Origin of the sequence: Marinomonas ostreistagni, assembly GCF_016888445.1 — a bacterium.
GTDB lineage: Bacteria > Pseudomonadota > Gammaproteobacteria > Pseudomonadales > Marinomonadaceae > Marinomonas > Marinomonas ostreistagni.
In genome coordinates this window covers 633,291-651,120 of sequence record NZ_JAFEKF010000002.1, presented here as the reverse complement: position 1 = coordinate 651,120, position 17,830 = coordinate 633,291, and the positions used below count along the sequence as shown (strand labels likewise).

Sequence of the window (17,830 nt, the reverse complement as noted above, 5' to 3'; positions counted from 1 at the left end):
GTGAACGTTGCCGGTTATTTTATTGAGCGCAAAGTCTCTAGTTGGCTGGTGACCCTGATCTTATTGATCGGGGGCGCCATCGCCTTTACCAATCTTGGCCAGCTAGAAGACCCAGAATACACCATTAAAGACGCCCTAGTGATTACTTACTATCCAGGGGCCAGTCCTGAGCAAGTCGAAGAAGAAGTTACCTATCCGATCGAGCTTGAGATACAAAATCTGCCTTATATAGACGAAATCAAATCCACGTCTAAAGAAGGCTACTCGAAGGTACAAATCACCATCAAGGACACCTACCGCGCCGAAGAGCTGAAGCAGATCTGGGACGAGGTACGTAAAAAAGTCCGCGATATGAATGGCAGCTTCCCCGCGGGCGTCGCCAACCCAGTAGTGGTGGACGATTTTGGTGACGTGTTTGGCATTATGCTCGCCGTACATGGCCAAGGCTATCCTTACAAAGATTTAGAAAACTACGTCGACTACGTTAAGCGTGAGTTGGTGTTAGTAGATGGAGTTGCCAAAGTTGAAGTAGCCGCCGAACAAGCGGAACAAGTAACCATTGAGATTTCGCGCTCCAAGCTCGCCACCATGGGCGTGTCGCCGGAGCAGTTCCAGTCTTTGCTTGCCAACCAAAACATTGTCTCCAATGCGGGTAAAGTGCGCGTCGGCTCGGATTACATTCGTATCAGCCCGACCGGCGAATTTAATGATATTTCTGAACTAGAAAATCTCACCATTGGTACCCCAGGCGAAGGCAACCTAATTCGCCTAAGCGACGTCGCCACGGTCAAACGTGAATACCAAAGCCCGCAAGATCACCTTGTTAACTTCAATGGCGCCAGCTCTCTGCTATTAGGTATTTCCTTTAGCAATAACGTCAACGTAGTGGATGTGGGCGAGCGTATTGAGCAACGCCTAACTGAGCTTGAATATCAGCAACCAGTGGGCATCAGCATGGATACGGTGTACTTCCAATCCAAGGAAGTGGCCAAATCGGTAAGCGATTTCTTATCCAACCTAGCGGCTGCCGTCGGCATCGTGATCTTGGTACTGCTGGTGTTTATGGGCGTTCGCTCTGGCATCTTGATCGGTTTGATCTTGCTGCTAACCATTTTGGGCACCTTTATTGTCATGGAATACTTTGGCATTAACCTACAGCGGATCTCCTTGGGGGGCTTAATCATCGCCCTAGGCATGCTGGTGGACAACGCCATTGTCGTGACAGAAGGCATCTTAATCGGCATCCACCGTGGCCAAAGCAAAATGGAGGCGGCCACAGGCGTCGTCAAACAAACCATGTGGCCGCTCTTAGGCGCGACCGTAATCGCCATCACCGCGTTTGCGCCAATTGGTTTATCGCCTGACTCAGTGGGTGAATTCGTCGGCTCCTTGTTCTACGTGCTGATGATTTCTTTGCTCCTGAGCTGGATTACGGCGATTACTCTGACGCCGTTTTTCTGTGATTTGTTTTTCAAAGAGAAAAAGCAACGTCATCAAGACGACAGTGCTGACCAGCAAGACCAAGACCCGTACCGTGGTTTCTTGTTTGTCTGGTACAAATGGCTGCTCGACAAAGCCATGCATTTTCGTTGGGTTACCGTCGGCTCATTGGTGGTTGCGCTGTTGGTATCGGGCTGGGCGTTTCAGTTTGTGAAACAAGCCTTCTTCCCACCTTCAACAACTCCTATGTTTTACTTAGACATCAACATGCCGGAAGGCACGCACATTGATGCGACCTATGACAAAGTAAACGAGATTGAAGCAGACTTGCTCGGTGATGAGCGTGTTGAGTTTATCACCAGTACTACAGGGCAAGGCGCGCTACGCTTCATGTTGACCTACGAAGCGACGCAAACCGACTCCAGCTACGCCCAGTTTATTGTGCGTACTAAGTCGGGTGAAGACATCCCGCCGTTGATGGAAGAAATCTATCAATTGATGTCGACCAAGTACCCAGAGGTTGAATTTAAGTTGCAAAGATTGCAACTCGGGCCATCAACGGGTGCCAAAGTCGAAGCACGCTTTAGTGGCCCAGATCCTAAAGTTCTGCGTCAATTGAGTGAGCAAACCCAAGCGATCTATCGTGCCGATGGCGGTCTTGAAAACATCAAGGACGACTGGCGTCACCCTGTGAAAGTCTTGCGACCTATTTTTAATGATGCTCAAGCACGCCGCTTAGGCATTAATAAAAGCGACCTTGATGAAGTGCTGCTGACCAACTTTACTGGCTCAGAAATTGGAACTTATCGCGATGGCACTGATCTACTGCCTATCGTACAAACGGTGCCAGAAAGTGAGCGAGTATCGATAGATCAAGTTCGGGACCTGCAAATCTACAGTCCAGCGACCGGCGCCTATGTGTCAGTGGCCAACCTAGTCGATGGATTTGAGACGGTTTGGGAAAACCCCATTATTGAGCGTCGTGATCGCAAACGCACCATTACGGTTAAGGCCGATCCTTTGATCTTGGGCAACGAAACCGCAATGTCGGTGTTCAGCCGTATTCGTGGTCCGGTGGAGAATATTTCTCTACCACCCGGTTACGAATTAGAATGGGGCGGTGAATACGAAAGCAGTAGCGAAGCGCAAGCGAACATCTTTACGTCGCTGCCAATGGGCTATCTGTTTATGTTCATCATTACCATATTGTTGTTTAACTCTGTGCGCGTGCCACTGGTTATTTGGTTCTGCGTGCCATTGGCGCTGATCGGTGTGTCCTCAGGACTACTGGTTATGAATGCAGCCTTTAGCTTTATGGCCTTACTTGGCTTCTTGAGCTTGTCAGGTATGATCGTCAAAAATGGCATTGTCTTAGCAGACCAAATAAACTACGAGCTTGCGCAAGGAACGGAAACCTATGAGGCGATCTTCAAATCAGCGGTAAGTCGTGTGCGACCGGTATGTATGGCGGCAATCACTACCATCCTAGGCATGGTACCATTGCTTTATGATGCTTTCTTTGAAGGCATGGCAGTGGTCATCGCGTTTGGCTTAGGCTTTGCAACCATTCTCACATTGATCGCGGTGCCCGTCTTTTATGCCATGTTGCATCGTGTGAAGTATCGAAAAGTCAGCGATTTCAATGGTTAATCGCACTAGAAATCCTTGGTCGCTCGCGGCCAAGGTAACTCAGGAAGAATTATGCAAATTGATGATATTCTAAAACTCGACATCAAGTTACTGGTGTCCTTCGAAGTCATTTTAGAAGAATGCAGCGTATCACGTGCTGCCGAGCGCTTGGGCGTGACTCAGCCAGCGTTAAGTAAGTCTCTACAGCGCCTACGTGAGCTGTTCAAAGATCCACTGTTTACCCGTCAGGCCTACGGCTTAAGCCCGACCTCTCGTGCCTACGAACTGCATGAGCAAATCACACCGATCTTAGGCTCGATGGCCAACTTGCTACAGCCAAGTCATTTTGACCAAAGCACGCTCAAACGTCGCTTTAGCATCAAAGCCGATGAAGAAGTCTTATTGTCGTTTATTGAGCCTTTACTGGCGATGCTACATTACCAAGCGCCGAATATTCGTTTGGTCAGCAGCAACTGGAGTGATGAAGGCTTCGACGAACTCATGAACGGCGTCGACCTTGGCATTATTAATGCCACGTCTACGCCCAATAATATCCGCAGCAAACTGGTCGGCAGTATGGATGGCTGTGTGATTTTAAGTGAAGCACACCCACTCTACTTCCAAGACGAAGTGACGCTAAAAGAGCTACTTGATCACAAAACCGTAGTGTTTAATATTCGTAACTTCCAAAGTGCCACCACCAGTGTCACCATCGAAAAACTGGAGCAACTGGGCTACGTCATCGAGCCTAAGATTGAAACCGACAGTATTGCGGTGACCGTCGAAGCGGTTAAGCGCGGCATGGCGTTGATCGGCTCAGCACAGTTGGGCGAGCTGTTTACCAACATTGCCTCGCGCGAAAACTACACCAATATCAAGGTGATGCCGCTACCAGACGATGCCATCGAAGCCGACCCATACAGTGGCCGTCATCCGGTGCAGATTTGCTGGCACGAACGTTACGATAAAGACCCAGCACACCGTTGGTTCCGCGACCAGATTTACAGCTTCATGCAAGCGTCGCCGTGGATTCACACCGACTAATGGCTCATAAAAAAGGATGCTTTGAAGCATCCTTTTTTGTTTTATGACTGGTTATCAGGCTCGATTTTGGCACGCACCCAATCAAATCGAGGAATCGTCTCACCTTCGATTTCAACACTTTCTAAAAACATAGATTTAGGTCTTGCCCACCATCCATAGTCGCCGTACAAAGCTTGATAAATCACTAATTCCTGCTCCGTCTCACTATGACGTGCAACCCGCTCAACCCAATATTCCGCACCTTTATAATGACGGTAGACACCTGGTTTTATAGCCGTTTTTTTCATGTTGTTCCTACGTTGCTGATGAAGCGCTCTACGCTTCGAAGACTCAATAGCGCGCCACTTATGATGGCTCCCACTGGTGCATAGACGCCTATTCTCGGTCTATTTAGCGAGCACGTCCAGTGCTATTCATAGCGCCTATCGCTGCACCAAGAAGTTTCTTCGGGTCATCACAGCAAGGCTGAAAATTTCGACTAAACTGTAATCAGAAGAAGCATTTAGGCACCTCAGTGCAGTGATAAGAGGATGATTACCATGATGGTTATACGTGCCATTGAGCAACAGGATTTAGACGAGTTAGAGCGCTTAGCGGCGCTCACGGGTGTCGGATTTACGTCATTAGTCCCCGATAAAACAGTGCTGCAACGTAAAATCGACCTGTCGCACACTTCTTTCCACACCGAGCATCTCGAACACCCCGGCCCCCAAAGCTACCTTTTCGTGTTAGAAGACACCGATCAAGGGCGGATTGTCGGCACCTGTGGCCTGCTTGCGACCGTCGGCTTAGATGAGCCTTTTTACAGCTACCATTTGGGCACGATTACGCACTCATCCCGTGAGCTTGGCGTGCACAACACTCATCCGACCTTGGTGCTTAATAACGACTACACCGGCGTCAGTGAAGTCTGCACTCTATTCTTACAAGAGGATTATCGGCACTCCCGTAATGGCCAGCTGTTGTCCAAGAGCCGCTTTATGTTTTTGGCGCAGTTCCCTGAGCGCTTTACCGAAAAAATCTTTGCCGAAATGCGCGGTGTATGTGACGAAGATGGCACCTCGCCGCTCTGGGAAAGCTTAGGGCGCCAGTTTTTCTCGATCGACTTCGAGCGTGCCGATGAGCTCACAGCCCAAGGCAACAAGCAATTTATCGCGGAACTCATGCCCAATAACCCCGTGTACGTCAATTTGCTCTCCAACGAGGCACGCGATGTGTTGGGCAAATGCCATAGCAGCACTGAACCTGCACGCCGTTTACTGGAACAAGAAGGCTTCCGCTTTGAAAACTACGTCGACATCTTTGATGGTGGCCCCACCATCGAAGCACGCGTACAAGATATCCGCGCCGTGCGCGATAGCCGAGTCGTATTTGCCAGTATTGGCGAGCCCAAAAGCACGGAAGAAGGCCCCTACTATTTGGTCGCCAACATTAAGCTGGCCGGCTTTCGTTGTCTGCTGATCCAGCGCCCGACACCTCCAGGCAGCGGACTCGTGCTCACGCAAGCAGAGGCAGATGCCCTAGCGATACAACACAAAGATCCCGTGCGCATCGTCGAACTTTCACCTTATGCGCGTCACGCTTAGTTAGGAGTTTCTATGCAACAGATGCACTTTATTAACGGTCAGTGGCAAGCTGGCCAAGGCGCTCCACTGACCTCACTTGATCCAGCCGATGGCAGCCAAGTGTGGCACGGCAACAGCGCCAGCGCTGCTCAAGTTGAGTACGCTATCGCAGGGGCGCGCTCCGCTTTTCCAGCTTGGGCCAACCGCCCTCTGAGCGAGCGCCTTAGCATCATCCAACGCTTTGCGGAACTGGTGAAAACAAACAGCGAAGCCTTGGCACAACTGATCAGCCGCGAAACCGGCAAACCACTTTGGGAAACGCGCACCGAGGTTGCCGCCATGGTTGGCAAGGTTGCTATTTCGGAGCAGGCCTACCAAGAACGCACTGGCACTAAATCGAGCGACATGCCAGGCGCCACGGCGGTTTTGCGCCATCGCCCCCACGGCGTCGTGGCCGTCTTCGGTCCTTATAACTTCCCTGCACACTTGCCAAATGGCCACATCGTGCCCGCTTTGATCGCTGGCAACACCTTAGTTTTTAAACCTAGCGAGCTGACGCCTGCAGTCGCCGATTACACTGTACAGCTATGGCAGCAAGCGGGCCTGCCAGCGGGTGTACTCAATTTGGTGCAAGGCGCGCGTGATACCGGCATCGCCCTAGCCAACCACGATGGTATCGACGGTTTGTTTTTCACCGGAAGCCCGAGTGTCGGCCATCTTCTGCATGAGCAGTTTGCTGGCCACCCAAGTAAGATCCTAGCGCTCGAAATGGGCGGCAATAATCCACTGCTGGTGTCAGACAACACCTCAGATATACGTGCAGTGGTGCATGAAATCATTCAGTCGGCGTTTTTATCGGCGGGTCAGCGTTGTACCTGTGCACGGCGCTTATTGTTACCCAAAGGCGCCCACGGCGATGCCATTTTAGAAGCCTTAACGAGCGCTACCCTAGCCTTACGTGTGGACCGTTTTGATGCCGAGCCTCAACCTTTTATGGGGCCAGTAGTGAGCGCTGCAGCAGCCGATACCTTACTGCAAAACTACCGTAAACTGATCGACCTAGGCGCCCATGCAGTGGTGCCGATGACACGCCAAGCGGCCCATACGGGCTTCGTCACGCCCGCCATCGTTGATGTCACCTCGATCTTATCAAGTCTGCCGGATCAAGAGTATTTTGGCCCACTGCTAAGTGTGATTCGCTACGACAACCTCGACCAGGCCATGCAGATCGCCAACGCCACACGCTTTGGCCTGTCGGCAGGGATTTTGTCCGATGAGCGCGCTGAATATGACTGGTTTTTACAGCATTCCCGAGCGGGCATTATTAACTGGAATCGCCAGACCACGGGGGCCTCCAGCGCGGCGCCATTTGGTGGCACGGGAGCAAGTGGCAACCATCGCGCCAGCGCTTACTACGCGGCTGACTATTGCGCCTACCCAGTGGCCAGCATCGAAGTCGAGGCGCTACAGCTACCCGATACACTGCCCCACGGCGTCACACTTTAGGAGAGCAAATCATGGCGAATGCAATCGAAGCCAACTTTGATGGCTTAGTCGGACCGACCCATAATTACAGCGGTTTGTCGTTTGGCAACGTAGCCTCTCAAAATAACAGCACGCGACCGTCTAATCCTAAAGCGGCAGCCAAACAAGGACTGTTTAAGATGAAAGCCTTGGCCGATATGGGCTTTATTCAAGGGGTATTGGCGCCCCATGAGCGTCCGCACATGCCGACACTTAAAGCGCTAGGCTTTTATGGCTCAGATGCGCAAATGTTAGCTCAAGCCGCCAAACAAGCCCCTAAAGTACTCGCTGCGGTGAGCTCAGCTTCTTGCATGTGGACCGCCAATGCCGCCACTGTCTCACCCAGTGCCGACACCTACGATCAGCGTGTGCACTTCACGCCCGCAAACTTGGTGAATAAATTTCATCGCGCCATCGAGCATCCAACTACTGGGGCTATTTTGCGCGCCACTTTTGCTGATGAGCACTATTTTGTCCACCATGATGCGCTGCCCAGTGTGGATCATTTTGGTGATGAAGGCGCCGCCAACCATACGCGTTTTTGTAGCGCTTATGGCGCGGCAGGCGTGGAGCTTTTTGTCTATGGCATGTCCGCCTTTGATCAGCGCCAACCAAGGCCTGAGCGCTATCCCGCGCGTCATACCTTAGAGGCATCACAAGCCATCGCCAGACGTCACGGTTTAGATCCCAAGCGCTGTGTGTTTGTGCAACAAAACCCCGCAGCGATCGATGCCGGCGTGTTTCATAATGACGTCATCGCCGTGGGTAATGGCAACGTGCATTTCTATCACGAGCAAGCCTTTATTGATAACACACAGATGCGCGATGCTTTGCGCGCTGCTTGGGGGCAACAAGACAGCCGTTTACATTTTATCGAAGTGCCACAAAGCGCCGTCAGTTTAGAAAATTGCGTGCAATCCTATTTGTTTAATAGCCAATTATTAAGTCAGCCCAACGGCGATATGGTGTTGGTCGTGCCAAGCGAATGTTATGAAAATGAGAGCGTGTGGCAGTACCTGACGGACTTGCAGGCCCGCAACACCCCCATCAAAGACATTAAAGTGTTTGATTTAAAACAAAGTATGTCCAATGGCGGCGGCCCCGCGTGCTTGCGCTTACGCGTAGCACTGACCAGTAACGAGCTCAACGCCGTGAACCCTGCGACCTTAATGGACGATGCTTTGTTTCAATTATTGAATGAATGGGTGGATCGACATTATCGAGACCGCCTAGTCGAAGCCGACTTAGCCGATCCGCTACTGTTACGGGAATCTCGTGAAGCACTGGATGAACTGACGCAAATACTGCAGCTGGGCAGTCTCTATGACTTCCAAAAAGCCTAGGACCGGACGGTGAGTTGAGGAATCATCATTTTGTAGGACCGCGCTGTGCGCGGGAAAAAACATGCGGACAGGAAGACCATTCCTGCGCACAGCGCAGTCCTACATTACACTTAAAAGTGTTCAGCGTTTTCGAAGTAATCACTGCCTTTAAGATCGTGGAACAGCACGGTAATGTCTTGGCCTGCACTGATCAGTGGACGCAATAAATCGTCGATCGCTTGCGCCACACGGGCTTTAACCTCTGCTCCGCGATCAAACCATAGAATTTCAATAAACGGATACGCTGGCGAGGCGCCGCCTACGGCAAGGTAGGTAACCGCTTGATATTCTAGCGTAAAATGCGAGTTGGGGGTGTCGGTAAGCTGCGCCAGAGACTCAACCATCTTGTCCGAAACGGACTCTAAATCTTCTAGCGCTAAACCGCGTACGCGAATGTGTGGCATAACATCAACCTCATGAAGGAGTCTAAGATAGACCTAGTTTACCACTCATCCACATAGTTAAACGAACGTGTTTCTATGACTTCGCCATCCTTAACGACTTCGACCGTCCATTGGCCATCAAACCCAGGCATTAAGCGTTTGCTCGACCATACGCGCCAGCGATCACCACCAATATCAAATGGGATTTCAGCCTCAAGCTCACCGTCTAGGGTCCAACGATGGGTAACTTGGCTGCCTGACATATCACGGATATCCGTGAAAAAGTAAACGCGCTGGATTTCACCGTATTGCACTTGGATCACATCGCCTAGTTCATCGATCGGCTCGCGATCTAACACATCAGAGGCAAACTGCGCCCGCGCAATGTAGCCACTGGCCGAAGCCATGGATACACCGATAACAGCAGAGCAAACTAAGATGGAGCGAATCAGAGAATGAAACATAACGATTCCTACACTGTTTTCATCAGAACGCTCTTAGTGACCTAAGAGCACATCTCGTAGCTATACAAGTTAGCTCAAAATTCGCTCAACAACGCGTTTTTTTGTGTAGCAAAATGCAATCTTTAAGCGAGGGCGCAAGTGTATACAAGCGCCGAAATCGACTCAAAGCAATTTACACTAATTAGACCTTTTGACGATCGGCCAAAGGGGTAGAAAAGGTGTATTCCATGTCCCAAGGGAAACGAATCCAAGTATCTTGGCTTACTTCAGTGATAAAGGTATCTACTAATGGCTTACCGGCAGGCTTAGCGTAAACCGTGGCAAAATGCGCTTTAGGCAGCAATTTGCGGATCTCGCGGGCGGTTTTCCCAGTATCCACCAAATCATCGATCAGAATGTAGCCTTCGCCGTCGCCTTCTACGCCTTTAAGAATACGCAGATCGCCTTGGACATTAGCCGTGCCGCCTTCCTCGGTAGAATCGTAGCTGACGACACAGATGGTATCGATCAGGCGAATGTCCATCTCACGACACAGAATCGCCGCTGGCACTAAGCCACCACGAGTAATCGCAATGATCCCTTTCCAAGGTCCTTGCTCCAATAGGCGCCACGACAACGCACGGGCGTCACGGTGCAGTTCGTACCAAGATACCGGAAAGTCTTTTGAATAAGGGTTCATGCTTCACTCCTAAGCTTGCTAATTCGGTTACAAAGGCTTGCGCTACGCTGCTCTGGACCGACAAATCTGTATAGGTCGCGCATTTTAGACCAATTGGTTAAGTTTTTTCTACTTAAAAATACCCACAATCAGCCCAACAACGACCCTCAGCAAGATTTAAGGCTTAGTGGCAAACCTGCTGTGACCAAAGTTACTTGATCACATAGCTGGGCAAGTCGTTGATTTAGCGTACCTATTTCATCACCATAACGGCGCGCCAGAGCATTCATCGGCATAATGCCTAAGCCCACTTCGGCGCTGACTAAAATCACGGGCTGCGCGTAGTTTTCCAAGACGTTTAAAAACGCTTCGCGCTCAGCTTCAAGCTGCGCCTCATCTTCGGCACACAGCAAATTGGTCAGCCATAAAGAACAACACTCGACAATCACCCCAGCGTCGGGCTGCTGGTCCGCTATCTTGGTCAAAGTAGCCGCCAGTTTGAAAGGCTCTTCAATGGTTTGCCAATGCTCAGGGCGATACGCCTGATGCTTGGCGACACGCTCTGCCATGCTGCCATCCCAGACTTGCGAGGTGGCAATGTAAACCACCTGCTCACGCTGCTCGGCGATCCAACGCTCGGCAAACTGACTCTTGCCGCTGCGCACGCCACCCAACACTAAGTGCTTCATTAGCCGAGCTCCTTTAATTGATGACCTTGCAATAATCTCACCAAGCCGTTGTTCAAACGTTGCATCTCATGCCCTGCGGGCAGAGAAACACGCACCCACCCTTCGCCCAAACGAATATGGATACCAACGGAATGTAACGCCTGAAACGCCTTCTGGGCCTGCTCTGGCTCTAGCTGCCAAGTAAAAAACAGCGGCGTGTGTTGCATGGCTTGCGAGTCAAATAAGGTATTCAGCTTAGGTACAACACTGTCGATAAAATAGGCATGTCGCTCAGCCAATGACTCTAATGCCTCTGCTTGCCATGCTGTATCTTGGAGCGCTTTGGTCACCAAATGCAGCGCGGGCGTCGCTACTGGCCAAGGACCAAGCAAGGATTGAATCGCTGTTTGAAAGCTTTGATCGCCAAAAATAAAGCCTACTCGAGCACCGGCCAAACCAAAGAATTTACCCACCGAGCGCAATACAAAACAGCCCCTCGGTAGCGGCCCATTAAGCCAACTCTGCTCGGGGGTAGCGTCTAAAAAAGCTTCGTCTAACACCAAGTGGCGCTCGGAGCTTTCTAGCAATACTTTAAGCTGCTCAGACTCTTGCAACGAAAGATATTGGCCAGAAGGGTTGTTGGGCGAGATCACCACGGCGATGTCCCAGTCTGTATTCAATAGCTCACTGACATCTTGGTATTCGCTGACCTCGTAGCCCCATTTGCGCCAGCTGTAACCGTGCTCTTGATAACCCACCGCTGGTACGAGCACTTTTTTATGCGCTACTTTTTCAAGTGCACCTTTTTCTAATAAAAGAGCAGGCAAGATCTCGATAAACTGCTGCGTTCCAGCACCGATCGCTAATGGTGCTTGGCCGAAGTAATCCGTCGCCGCTTGCTCAAGCACAAACTGATCCGGCAGTTCGTACCAAAGCTTTGCGCTGCTTTGTAATAGCTCTTCAGGAATCGGCCACGGCTCACGATTGCATGCAGACGACAAATCCAACCAATGATCAGCATGTTGCTCACGGCGTTGCCATACGGCTAAATCGCCACCGTGCTTGGGTGGCTCTAATGTAAAATTCATAATTTATAGTAGTACCAAAATCAGCAACGCCCACAGATAGACGCCTTTATCCACCAAGCGCACCGCTTGGTCTAAATCATTCACTTTAGGCTCAGGGCCTTTCCCTAAGGTGGGGCGTACTTGCAGTTCGCCAAAATAGGTCGCAGCGCCGCTCAATGATACCTGCAGCGCCCCCGCGCCCGCCGCCATCACAGGGCCAGCATTGGGACTTTTCCAGCCACGGCCTTGATGCCACGCACACCAGAGCGCACGCTTAGTATTGCCAAACAGAGCATAGGTCAGCACCGTCAGACGCGCAGGCAGGTAATTCAACACATCGTCCATGCGGGCAGCGCACCAACCAAAGTGTAGAAGCTCTGGCGTTTTATAACCCCACATAGCATCTAGCGTGTTCGACAAACGATACAAAAGCGCCCCCGCAGGCCCCAATAGCAAGAACCAAAAAATCGGCGCAAAGATGGCATCACTGCCGTTTTCCAGTACCGACTCCATGCTTGCCTTGGCAATTTGTGTTTCGTCTAAAGCCGACGTATCTCGGCTGACAATGCGCCCGACCGCGGCACGCGCTTGAGGCAAATCTTGTGCGTGCAAAGGCTTAGCAATGGCGATCGCGTGTTCGCGCAAACTTTGCCAACCAATGGTGAAATACAAAATCACTGTGCCGACTAACCACTCAAGCCAGCTTGGCAGCAGCCATAACAACAGCACCAACAACGCCACCCACGGCAGCACGGCCACACTCCAAACACCCACGCCATGTAGGCGCTGTAGCGTTTTCGGGGCCGTCGGATGTAGTTGCCAAGCATTGCGCCAGCGGCTCGCCCAGTTACCAAACCAAATCAGCGGGTGCCAAGATTGCGGTTCCCCAAGCCAACGATCTAGCAACAGCGCGCTCAGCAAGGCCAAAGCTGTGCAGGAAAAATATTCAAAAAGAAAATCCATCAGGTTATCCGCGACATCATTCAATTAAAAAGACGTGAAATACGTTAAAATCGCCCCATTGTAATCAATCGAACGGACAAACCCACATGCGTTTTTTTAATCTTATGGTGCAGGGCACTACTTCAGATGCGGGCAAAAGTACTCTAGTCACTGCCCTATGCCGTTTGATGAAAGAGCGCGGGCTCAAGGTCGCACCGTTCAAACCGCAGAATATGGCGCTTAATAGCGCCGTCACCGCCGATGGCAATGAGATCGGCCGCGCGCAAGCGGTACAAGCTTATGCTGCAGGGCTTGAGCCCGATGTGCATATGAACCCGATTTTGCTTAAGCCCAATACAGACACCGGCGCGCAAGTCATTATCCAGGGCCAATCGGTGGGCAATATGAATGCGGTGGGCTATCACGAATACAAAACCATCGCCAAAAACGCCGCGCTAGATTCTTACCATCGCCTTGCCGATCAATACGACTGTGTCTTGATCGAAGGTGCTGGTAGCCCTGCCGAGATCAACCTGCGCGCCCGCGATATTGCCAATATGGGCTTTGCCGAAAGCATCGACTGCCCAGTGATCATCATTGCTGACATCGACAAAGGCGGTGTGTTTGCGCACTTGGTGGGCACATTAGAACTGCTCTCGCAAAGTGAGCAAGATCGCGTGATTGGCTTTGTTATCAATCGCTTTCGTGGTGATATCGCGCTACTGCAATCCGGCCTTGATTGGCTGGAAGAACGCACCGGTAAACCTGTGCTCGGCGTGTTGCCGTACTTAATGGGCTTTCATTTAGAATCCGAAGATGCGGTCGCCGCCAGCCCCATCAAAGATGGCTCAGATACCAAGCTGCATGTGGTCATTCCCGTGCTACCACGCACCAGTAACCACACGGACTGGGATGCTTTGCGCTTGCACCCAAATGTTCAAGTGACGCTTGTACGTAAAAACGAAACCATCCCGCCTGCTGACTTAGTGATTTTGCCAGGCAGTAAAAGCGTACAAGCGGACCTCGCCTTTTTACGTGAACTCGGTTGGGAAGACTATATCGCCCGTCACCTGCGCTACGGCGGCAAGCTTTTAGGCATCTGTGGTGGTTTTCAAATGCTTGGAGAGTTCTTAGACGATCCACTGGGTATAGAAAACGCCGCAGCAAGTAGCGCCAAAGGCTTGGGCTATATCCCCATGCGCACTGAACTGAAAGACGGTAAGCAACTAAGACAGCGCACTGGCGTGATAACGTCTCTTGGCGATGCCAGTGTGAAGGGCTACGAGATTCACAGTGGCATTTCTGAGTTCAACCAGCCTGTGCAACATTTCTCCACGCTAGAAAACGGCGAACTCGAAGGCTATCTATCAGAAGATAGGCAAATTATTGGCACTTATCTGCACGGCTTATTTGACGACAAACACGCTCTAAAAGCCCTACTTGACTGGGCGGGCGCTGTAGATAGCCAAGCCTTTGACTACGAAGCCTACCGCGAGCAAGAAGTCGCCCGTCTTGCAGCAAGCTGTGATGAGCATATGGATATTGATGCGCTGATTAAGCAGTGTCGCGAATTTGTCGGACTGCGCGACTAACTTTAACCTTTGCTTAAATACACGCTGGCGTTTGATAACGCACACCTAATGGCTGTTATTAATGATAGGCATAAATCTTATATCTTATCTGTTATAAAATTTACTTATGGCTTTATTTATCCTCTGAGGCAAAAAGTTTATTATTCCTCTGTCAATTTATGTAAGCAAAATGTAATCGGTTACCTTTTTATGTCCTCAGTTTAGATTTCAACTATATCTGACTGGACTCGCTTACTAAGCAGACGCCTCTTCCTCGAACAGGCTCACTACGCGCTTTACCCAAATCTCATCGAAGTTCACCTTCGCATATCTCGTCGATTATTAAGGAGTAATGACGACAATGATCATTCGTTCCCTTTCCATAGGCAAGCGCTCGACGTTTGCTTTTGCCACTGTTGGCTTAGTTGTTTTGCTACTGGGGCTGTTTTCTTTAAACCGTATTTCGAATTTGTCGGACGAATTCGACATCATTACTGAGCATCGTATTCCAGCGCTATCCTATTCCCAAAATATGATGGCAGCGCTATACGAAGTACGCTTCGAAGTGGTGAAGATTATGCTTTCACCCGACGAAATCAACGAAGGGCGTGCCTTGCTACAAGCCGCAGAAAACAACTTCGTCACCGAGCTCAACAACATGAAAAGTGTGGCCCATGCGGATGAAGCACGCGGCTTAGTGGATCAAATCACTAACCTGTTTGAGCAGTACACGGTGCTACAGCGACAAATCCTAGATGCCGTCATCAATGACAGTCAGTCTGTGTCAGCGCTCCAAGCGCAAGCCAAAACCGTGGGTGATAAGCTCGGCGCTGCGATCGAGGAGCTTGAAGCATTTCAAACCCAACGCGTGGTAGACAGTGACAACACCGTCGATGCCGCCGAAGGTGAAACCACGGCTATTTTGGTTTCAGCGATCATCGCCGCGCTGATCTTAGTGGTGCTGTTCTCTTACTTCTTTACCCGCAGCTTGGTTGTGCCGCTTAATAACGCAATCAAAGCCGCGCAAACCATCGCCGATGGCGATTTGACCAAAGATTTTGACGATCAAGCCAACGACGAATCCGCTGCGATGATCCGCGCGCTGGCGGCGATGCAAGACAAATTGCGTCAGACCATCAATGAAATCCAATCCTCAGCCAGTCAGTTAGCGGCGACCTCAGAAGAGCTGAGCATTGTTACCGAGCAATCGACCAAAGCCATCTACGATCAAAATGTGGAGCTTGAGCAAGCAGTTTCGTCGGTTACAGAGCTGTCTTCGGCGGTCGATGAAGTGGCACGCAACGCAGTCTCAACCTCAGAAGAATCGCAATCGGCCAATAAACGCTCGGAGCTTGGCCAACAAGAAGTGAATACCACTGTCGAGACGGTCACTGGCCTACTTAACGAGCTGGATGGCTCGATCACAGGTGTGGCCTCACTTGAAGAGCAAGTCTCGAACATCGGCAAAGTCTTGGACGTGATCCGCGACATCGCTGAACAAACCAATCTATTAGCCTTGAACGCTGCCATCGAAGCGGCGCGCGCGGGCGAAAGTGGTCGTGGCTTTGCTGTGGTGGCGGACGAAGTCCGTGGCCTGGCGCACCGTACTCATGAATCCACTATCGAGATTGAAACCATGATCAACTCGGTGCAAAAGAACACCGATAGCACGGTTTCTTCGATCCGTTCGAGCCATGAAAAAGCGAAAAACACGCTAGAAGTGGCGCAACGTGCCGGTGAAGCGCTAGCCGCGATCAAGCGCTCAGTCGCCAACATCAATGAGCAAAACACCGCCATTGCCTCGGCGGCAGAGCAGCAATCGATCGTGTCTACGACAGTAGACGAAGGTCTAGTGAAGATTCGCGATATCGCCAACGGCACCGCTGCCGCAGCGGATCAAAGTAGCGCGTCTAGCCAAGAGCTAGCCCGCCTAGCGGAATCGCTCAATAACCTAACCAATCAGTTTAAGGTTTAAACCGATTAGGCTCTGTCATCAAATGATGACAGAGCCGTTTGATTGTTAAGCCACTTCCTCTGGATGGGGCAGCTTTTTATGGCGGTATTTAATCAAGGTCATGCGATAGCGAGCGATCAGGATCGACGCCAGCAACACCAAGCCAATTCCCAAACCGACGTACAACCCGCGTACATGCAGCGTCTCGGCCCACGGGCTTAGATGCGCCAACCAGTAGCCCAACGGAATACTAAAACCAAACAACGACACGCCCATGGCAATCATGCTTGAGCGCGTATCGCGAAAACCGCGCAGCGCACCGGTGAAGACTGTTTGCAGCATATCAGGCAGTTGATAAGACGATGAAATCAACAAAATACCTGCTGCCATCGACGCGACCACTTCATTGGTACTAAACAGCAGTGGGATCTGCTCGTTGAACGTCTGCGTCAGGGTAAAACACATCACTACATAACCGGCGCCCAATGCCACGATAATGCGGATGCGACGTTGCACCTCTTCAATGCCATCGGTGGCCATGGCTTTGGCGACCACGATCGCCGTCACGGCACTCATGGCCATTAATGGCGTAAACAAAATGGTGGAGTAAGACATGACGATTTGCCCAGCGCCTAGCGCCAGATCACCAAATGACGAAATCAGCCACGTCAGCGATGAAAACAAACCGATCTCAAAGGCAAAGGCAAAGCCTGCCGGCATACCGACGCCAAACAAAATGCCGAAGTGGCGCACATAGTACCAATCAATGCGGCTAAATAAGGTGTCGCTGTTAATCTTACGGTCGTACAACACAAATACCCCAAGTGATAGCCACACCGAGGCCGCCGAGGCGATCGCTGCACCGCTTGCCCCCAGCTCTGGGAAACCAAATTTGCCGTAGATCAGCACCGAGTTAAAGATGATATTCAGGATCAAACTAAGGATCGCAACCAACAAAGGCACACGCGGTTTGCCCGCCGCCTCAAACAGGTTTTTGTACGAAGTCATCAGCGCCAACGCCATAAAGGTCGGCGAAAACAGATACAAATACTGCGCCGCCACCTGCTGGGTTTCTGCTTCACTGGCCATCCAACGCGCCGCCATCGGCAACAAGGTCAAACTCATCAGCGCGCCGATCACGCCTAAAATAATCGATAGACCAAACGCCTGGGACATATAAATATTGACCAACAACCGCTGGCGCCCATGAAGGTGACGCGTGATCAAAGGTGTTAGACCAAAGGTCACACCAATCATAAAACACCCCACTGGCGTCCAAAGGCTCGCGGCGAGGCCAACGGCGGCTAAATGCAGCGAATTGTAGTGACCCAGCATGATTGTATCCACAAGCGAGATGGATAATTCCAACGTCATGGTTAAGATCATCGGAAACAATAAATGCAGGATTTCCCCTAAAGAGGGATAACGTTGGCTAAGGCGTTTAAACATGGTTGGCATCGCACTAAAAGGGTTCAAAATAAGCTCGGCAGAATTTATCACCAAGTGGTCAAACTTGCACGATAACAAGGTATAATTGCA

15 protein-coding genes are annotated in these 17,830 nt (G+C 50.9%); 7 read left to right on the top strand and 8 right to left on the bottom strand.

Annotated elements, in window-relative coordinates:
* A complete protein-coding gene (locus JQX58_RS08430) occupies positions 1 to 3,090 on the top strand; it encodes an efflux RND transporter permease subunit (RefSeq protein WP_204146395.1) in 3,090 nt (1,029 codons plus the stop codon).
* A 51-nt stretch (positions 3,091 to 3,141) separates the two neighbouring features.
* The gene (locus tag JQX58_RS08425; RefSeq protein ID WP_204146394.1) at positions 3,142 to 4,113 is read left to right on the top strand and encodes a LysR family transcriptional regulator; all 972 of its coding nucleotides are present in this window, start codon (positions 3,142 to 3,144) and stop codon (positions 4,111 to 4,113) included.
* A 41-nt stretch (positions 4,114 to 4,154) separates the two neighbouring features.
* On the opposite strand, the gene JQX58_RS08420 is transcribed toward JQX58_RS08425, so the two are convergent.
* On the bottom strand, positions 4,155 to 4,400 hold the full coding sequence (locus JQX58_RS08420; protein WP_204146393.1) for a DUF1653 domain-containing protein: 246 nt from the start codon (positions 4,398 to 4,400) through the stop codon (positions 4,155 to 4,157).
* A 252-nt stretch (positions 4,401 to 4,652) separates the two neighbouring features.
* On the opposite strand from JQX58_RS08420, the gene astA reads away from it, so the two are divergent.
* From astA to astB, 3 genes are read left to right on the top strand one after another with little or no spacing between them, the layout of a single operon-like run.
* Positions 4,653 to 5,699 carry an arginine N-succinyltransferase gene (gene astA, locus JQX58_RS08415; RefSeq protein ID WP_204146392.1) on the top strand — a complete coding sequence of 349 codons (1,047 nt, stop codon included), beginning with the start codon at positions 4,653 to 4,655 and terminating at the stop codon, positions 5,697 to 5,699.
* Positions 5,700 to 5,711: 12 nt separating this feature from the next.
* Positions 5,712 to 7,184 carry a succinylglutamate-semialdehyde dehydrogenase gene (gene astD, locus JQX58_RS08410; RefSeq protein ID WP_204146391.1) on the top strand — a complete coding sequence of 491 codons (1,473 nt, stop codon included), beginning with the start codon at positions 5,712 to 5,714 and terminating at the stop codon, positions 7,182 to 7,184.
* 11 nt (positions 7,185 to 7,195) lie between these two features.
* Entirely contained in the window at positions 7,196 to 8,545 is a 1,350-nt protein-coding gene (astB, locus tag JQX58_RS08405) for an N-succinylarginine dihydrolase (protein WP_204146390.1), read from the top strand.
* 110 nt (positions 8,546 to 8,655) lie between these two features.
* On the opposite strand, the gene JQX58_RS08400 is transcribed toward astB, so the two are convergent.
* From JQX58_RS08400 to cbiB, 6 genes are all read right to left on the bottom strand, one after another.
* Positions 8,656 to 8,988 (bottom strand): DUF1904 family protein, encoded by a 333-nt coding sequence (locus JQX58_RS08400; RefSeq protein WP_204146389.1) that lies wholly within the window; start codon positions 8,986 to 8,988, stop codon positions 8,656 to 8,658.
* 38 nt (positions 8,989 to 9,026) lie between these two features.
* Positions 9,027 to 9,431: a DUF2914 domain-containing protein gene (locus JQX58_RS08395; protein WP_204146388.1), complete on the bottom strand. Its 405-nt coding sequence runs from the start codon at positions 9,429 to 9,431 to the stop codon at positions 9,027 to 9,029.
* A gap of 181 nt (positions 9,432 to 9,612) precedes the next feature.
* On the bottom strand, positions 9,613 to 10,110 hold the full coding sequence (gene gpt, locus JQX58_RS08390; protein WP_204146387.1) for a xanthine phosphoribosyltransferase: 498 nt from the start codon (positions 10,108 to 10,110) through the stop codon (positions 9,613 to 9,615).
* A 146-nt stretch (positions 10,111 to 10,256) separates the two neighbouring features.
* Entirely contained in the window at positions 10,257 to 10,778 is a 522-nt protein-coding gene (gene cobU, locus JQX58_RS08385; RefSeq protein ID WP_204146386.1) for a bifunctional adenosylcobinamide kinase/adenosylcobinamide-phosphate guanylyltransferase, read from the bottom strand.
* Positions 10,778 to 11,845 (bottom strand): aminotransferase class I/II-fold pyridoxal phosphate-dependent enzyme, encoded by a 1,068-nt coding sequence (locus JQX58_RS08380; RefSeq protein ID WP_204146385.1) that lies wholly within the window; start codon positions 11,843 to 11,845, stop codon positions 10,778 to 10,780. The genes cobU and JQX58_RS08380 overlap by 1 nt, the downstream gene beginning before the upstream one ends.
* A gap of 3 nt (positions 11,846 to 11,848) precedes the next feature.
* A complete protein-coding gene (gene cbiB, locus JQX58_RS08375) occupies positions 11,849 to 12,787 on the bottom strand; it encodes an adenosylcobinamide-phosphate synthase CbiB (RefSeq protein ID WP_204146384.1) in 939 nt (312 codons plus the stop codon).
* A gap of 86 nt (positions 12,788 to 12,873) precedes the next feature.
* Between cbiB and JQX58_RS08370 the strand changes: the two genes are divergently transcribed.
* Positions 12,874 to 14,358: a cobyric acid synthase gene (locus tag JQX58_RS08370; RefSeq protein ID WP_204146383.1), complete on the top strand. Its 1,485-nt coding sequence runs from the start codon at positions 12,874 to 12,876 to the stop codon at positions 14,356 to 14,358.
* Between the two features lie 340 nt (positions 14,359 to 14,698).
* Positions 14,699 to 16,312: a methyl-accepting chemotaxis protein gene (locus JQX58_RS08365; RefSeq protein ID WP_204146382.1), complete on the top strand. Its 1,614-nt coding sequence runs from the start codon at positions 14,699 to 14,701 to the stop codon at positions 16,310 to 16,312.
* A gap of 45 nt (positions 16,313 to 16,357) precedes the next feature.
* Here JQX58_RS08365 and JQX58_RS08360 read toward each other — a convergent pair whose 3' ends face one another.
* Positions 16,358 to 17,740, bottom strand: a complete 1,383-nt coding sequence (locus tag JQX58_RS08360; protein WP_239090222.1) for an MATE family efflux transporter — start codon at positions 17,738 to 17,740, stop codon at positions 16,358 to 16,360.
* Between the last annotated feature and the right edge of the window lie 90 nt (positions 17,741 to 17,830).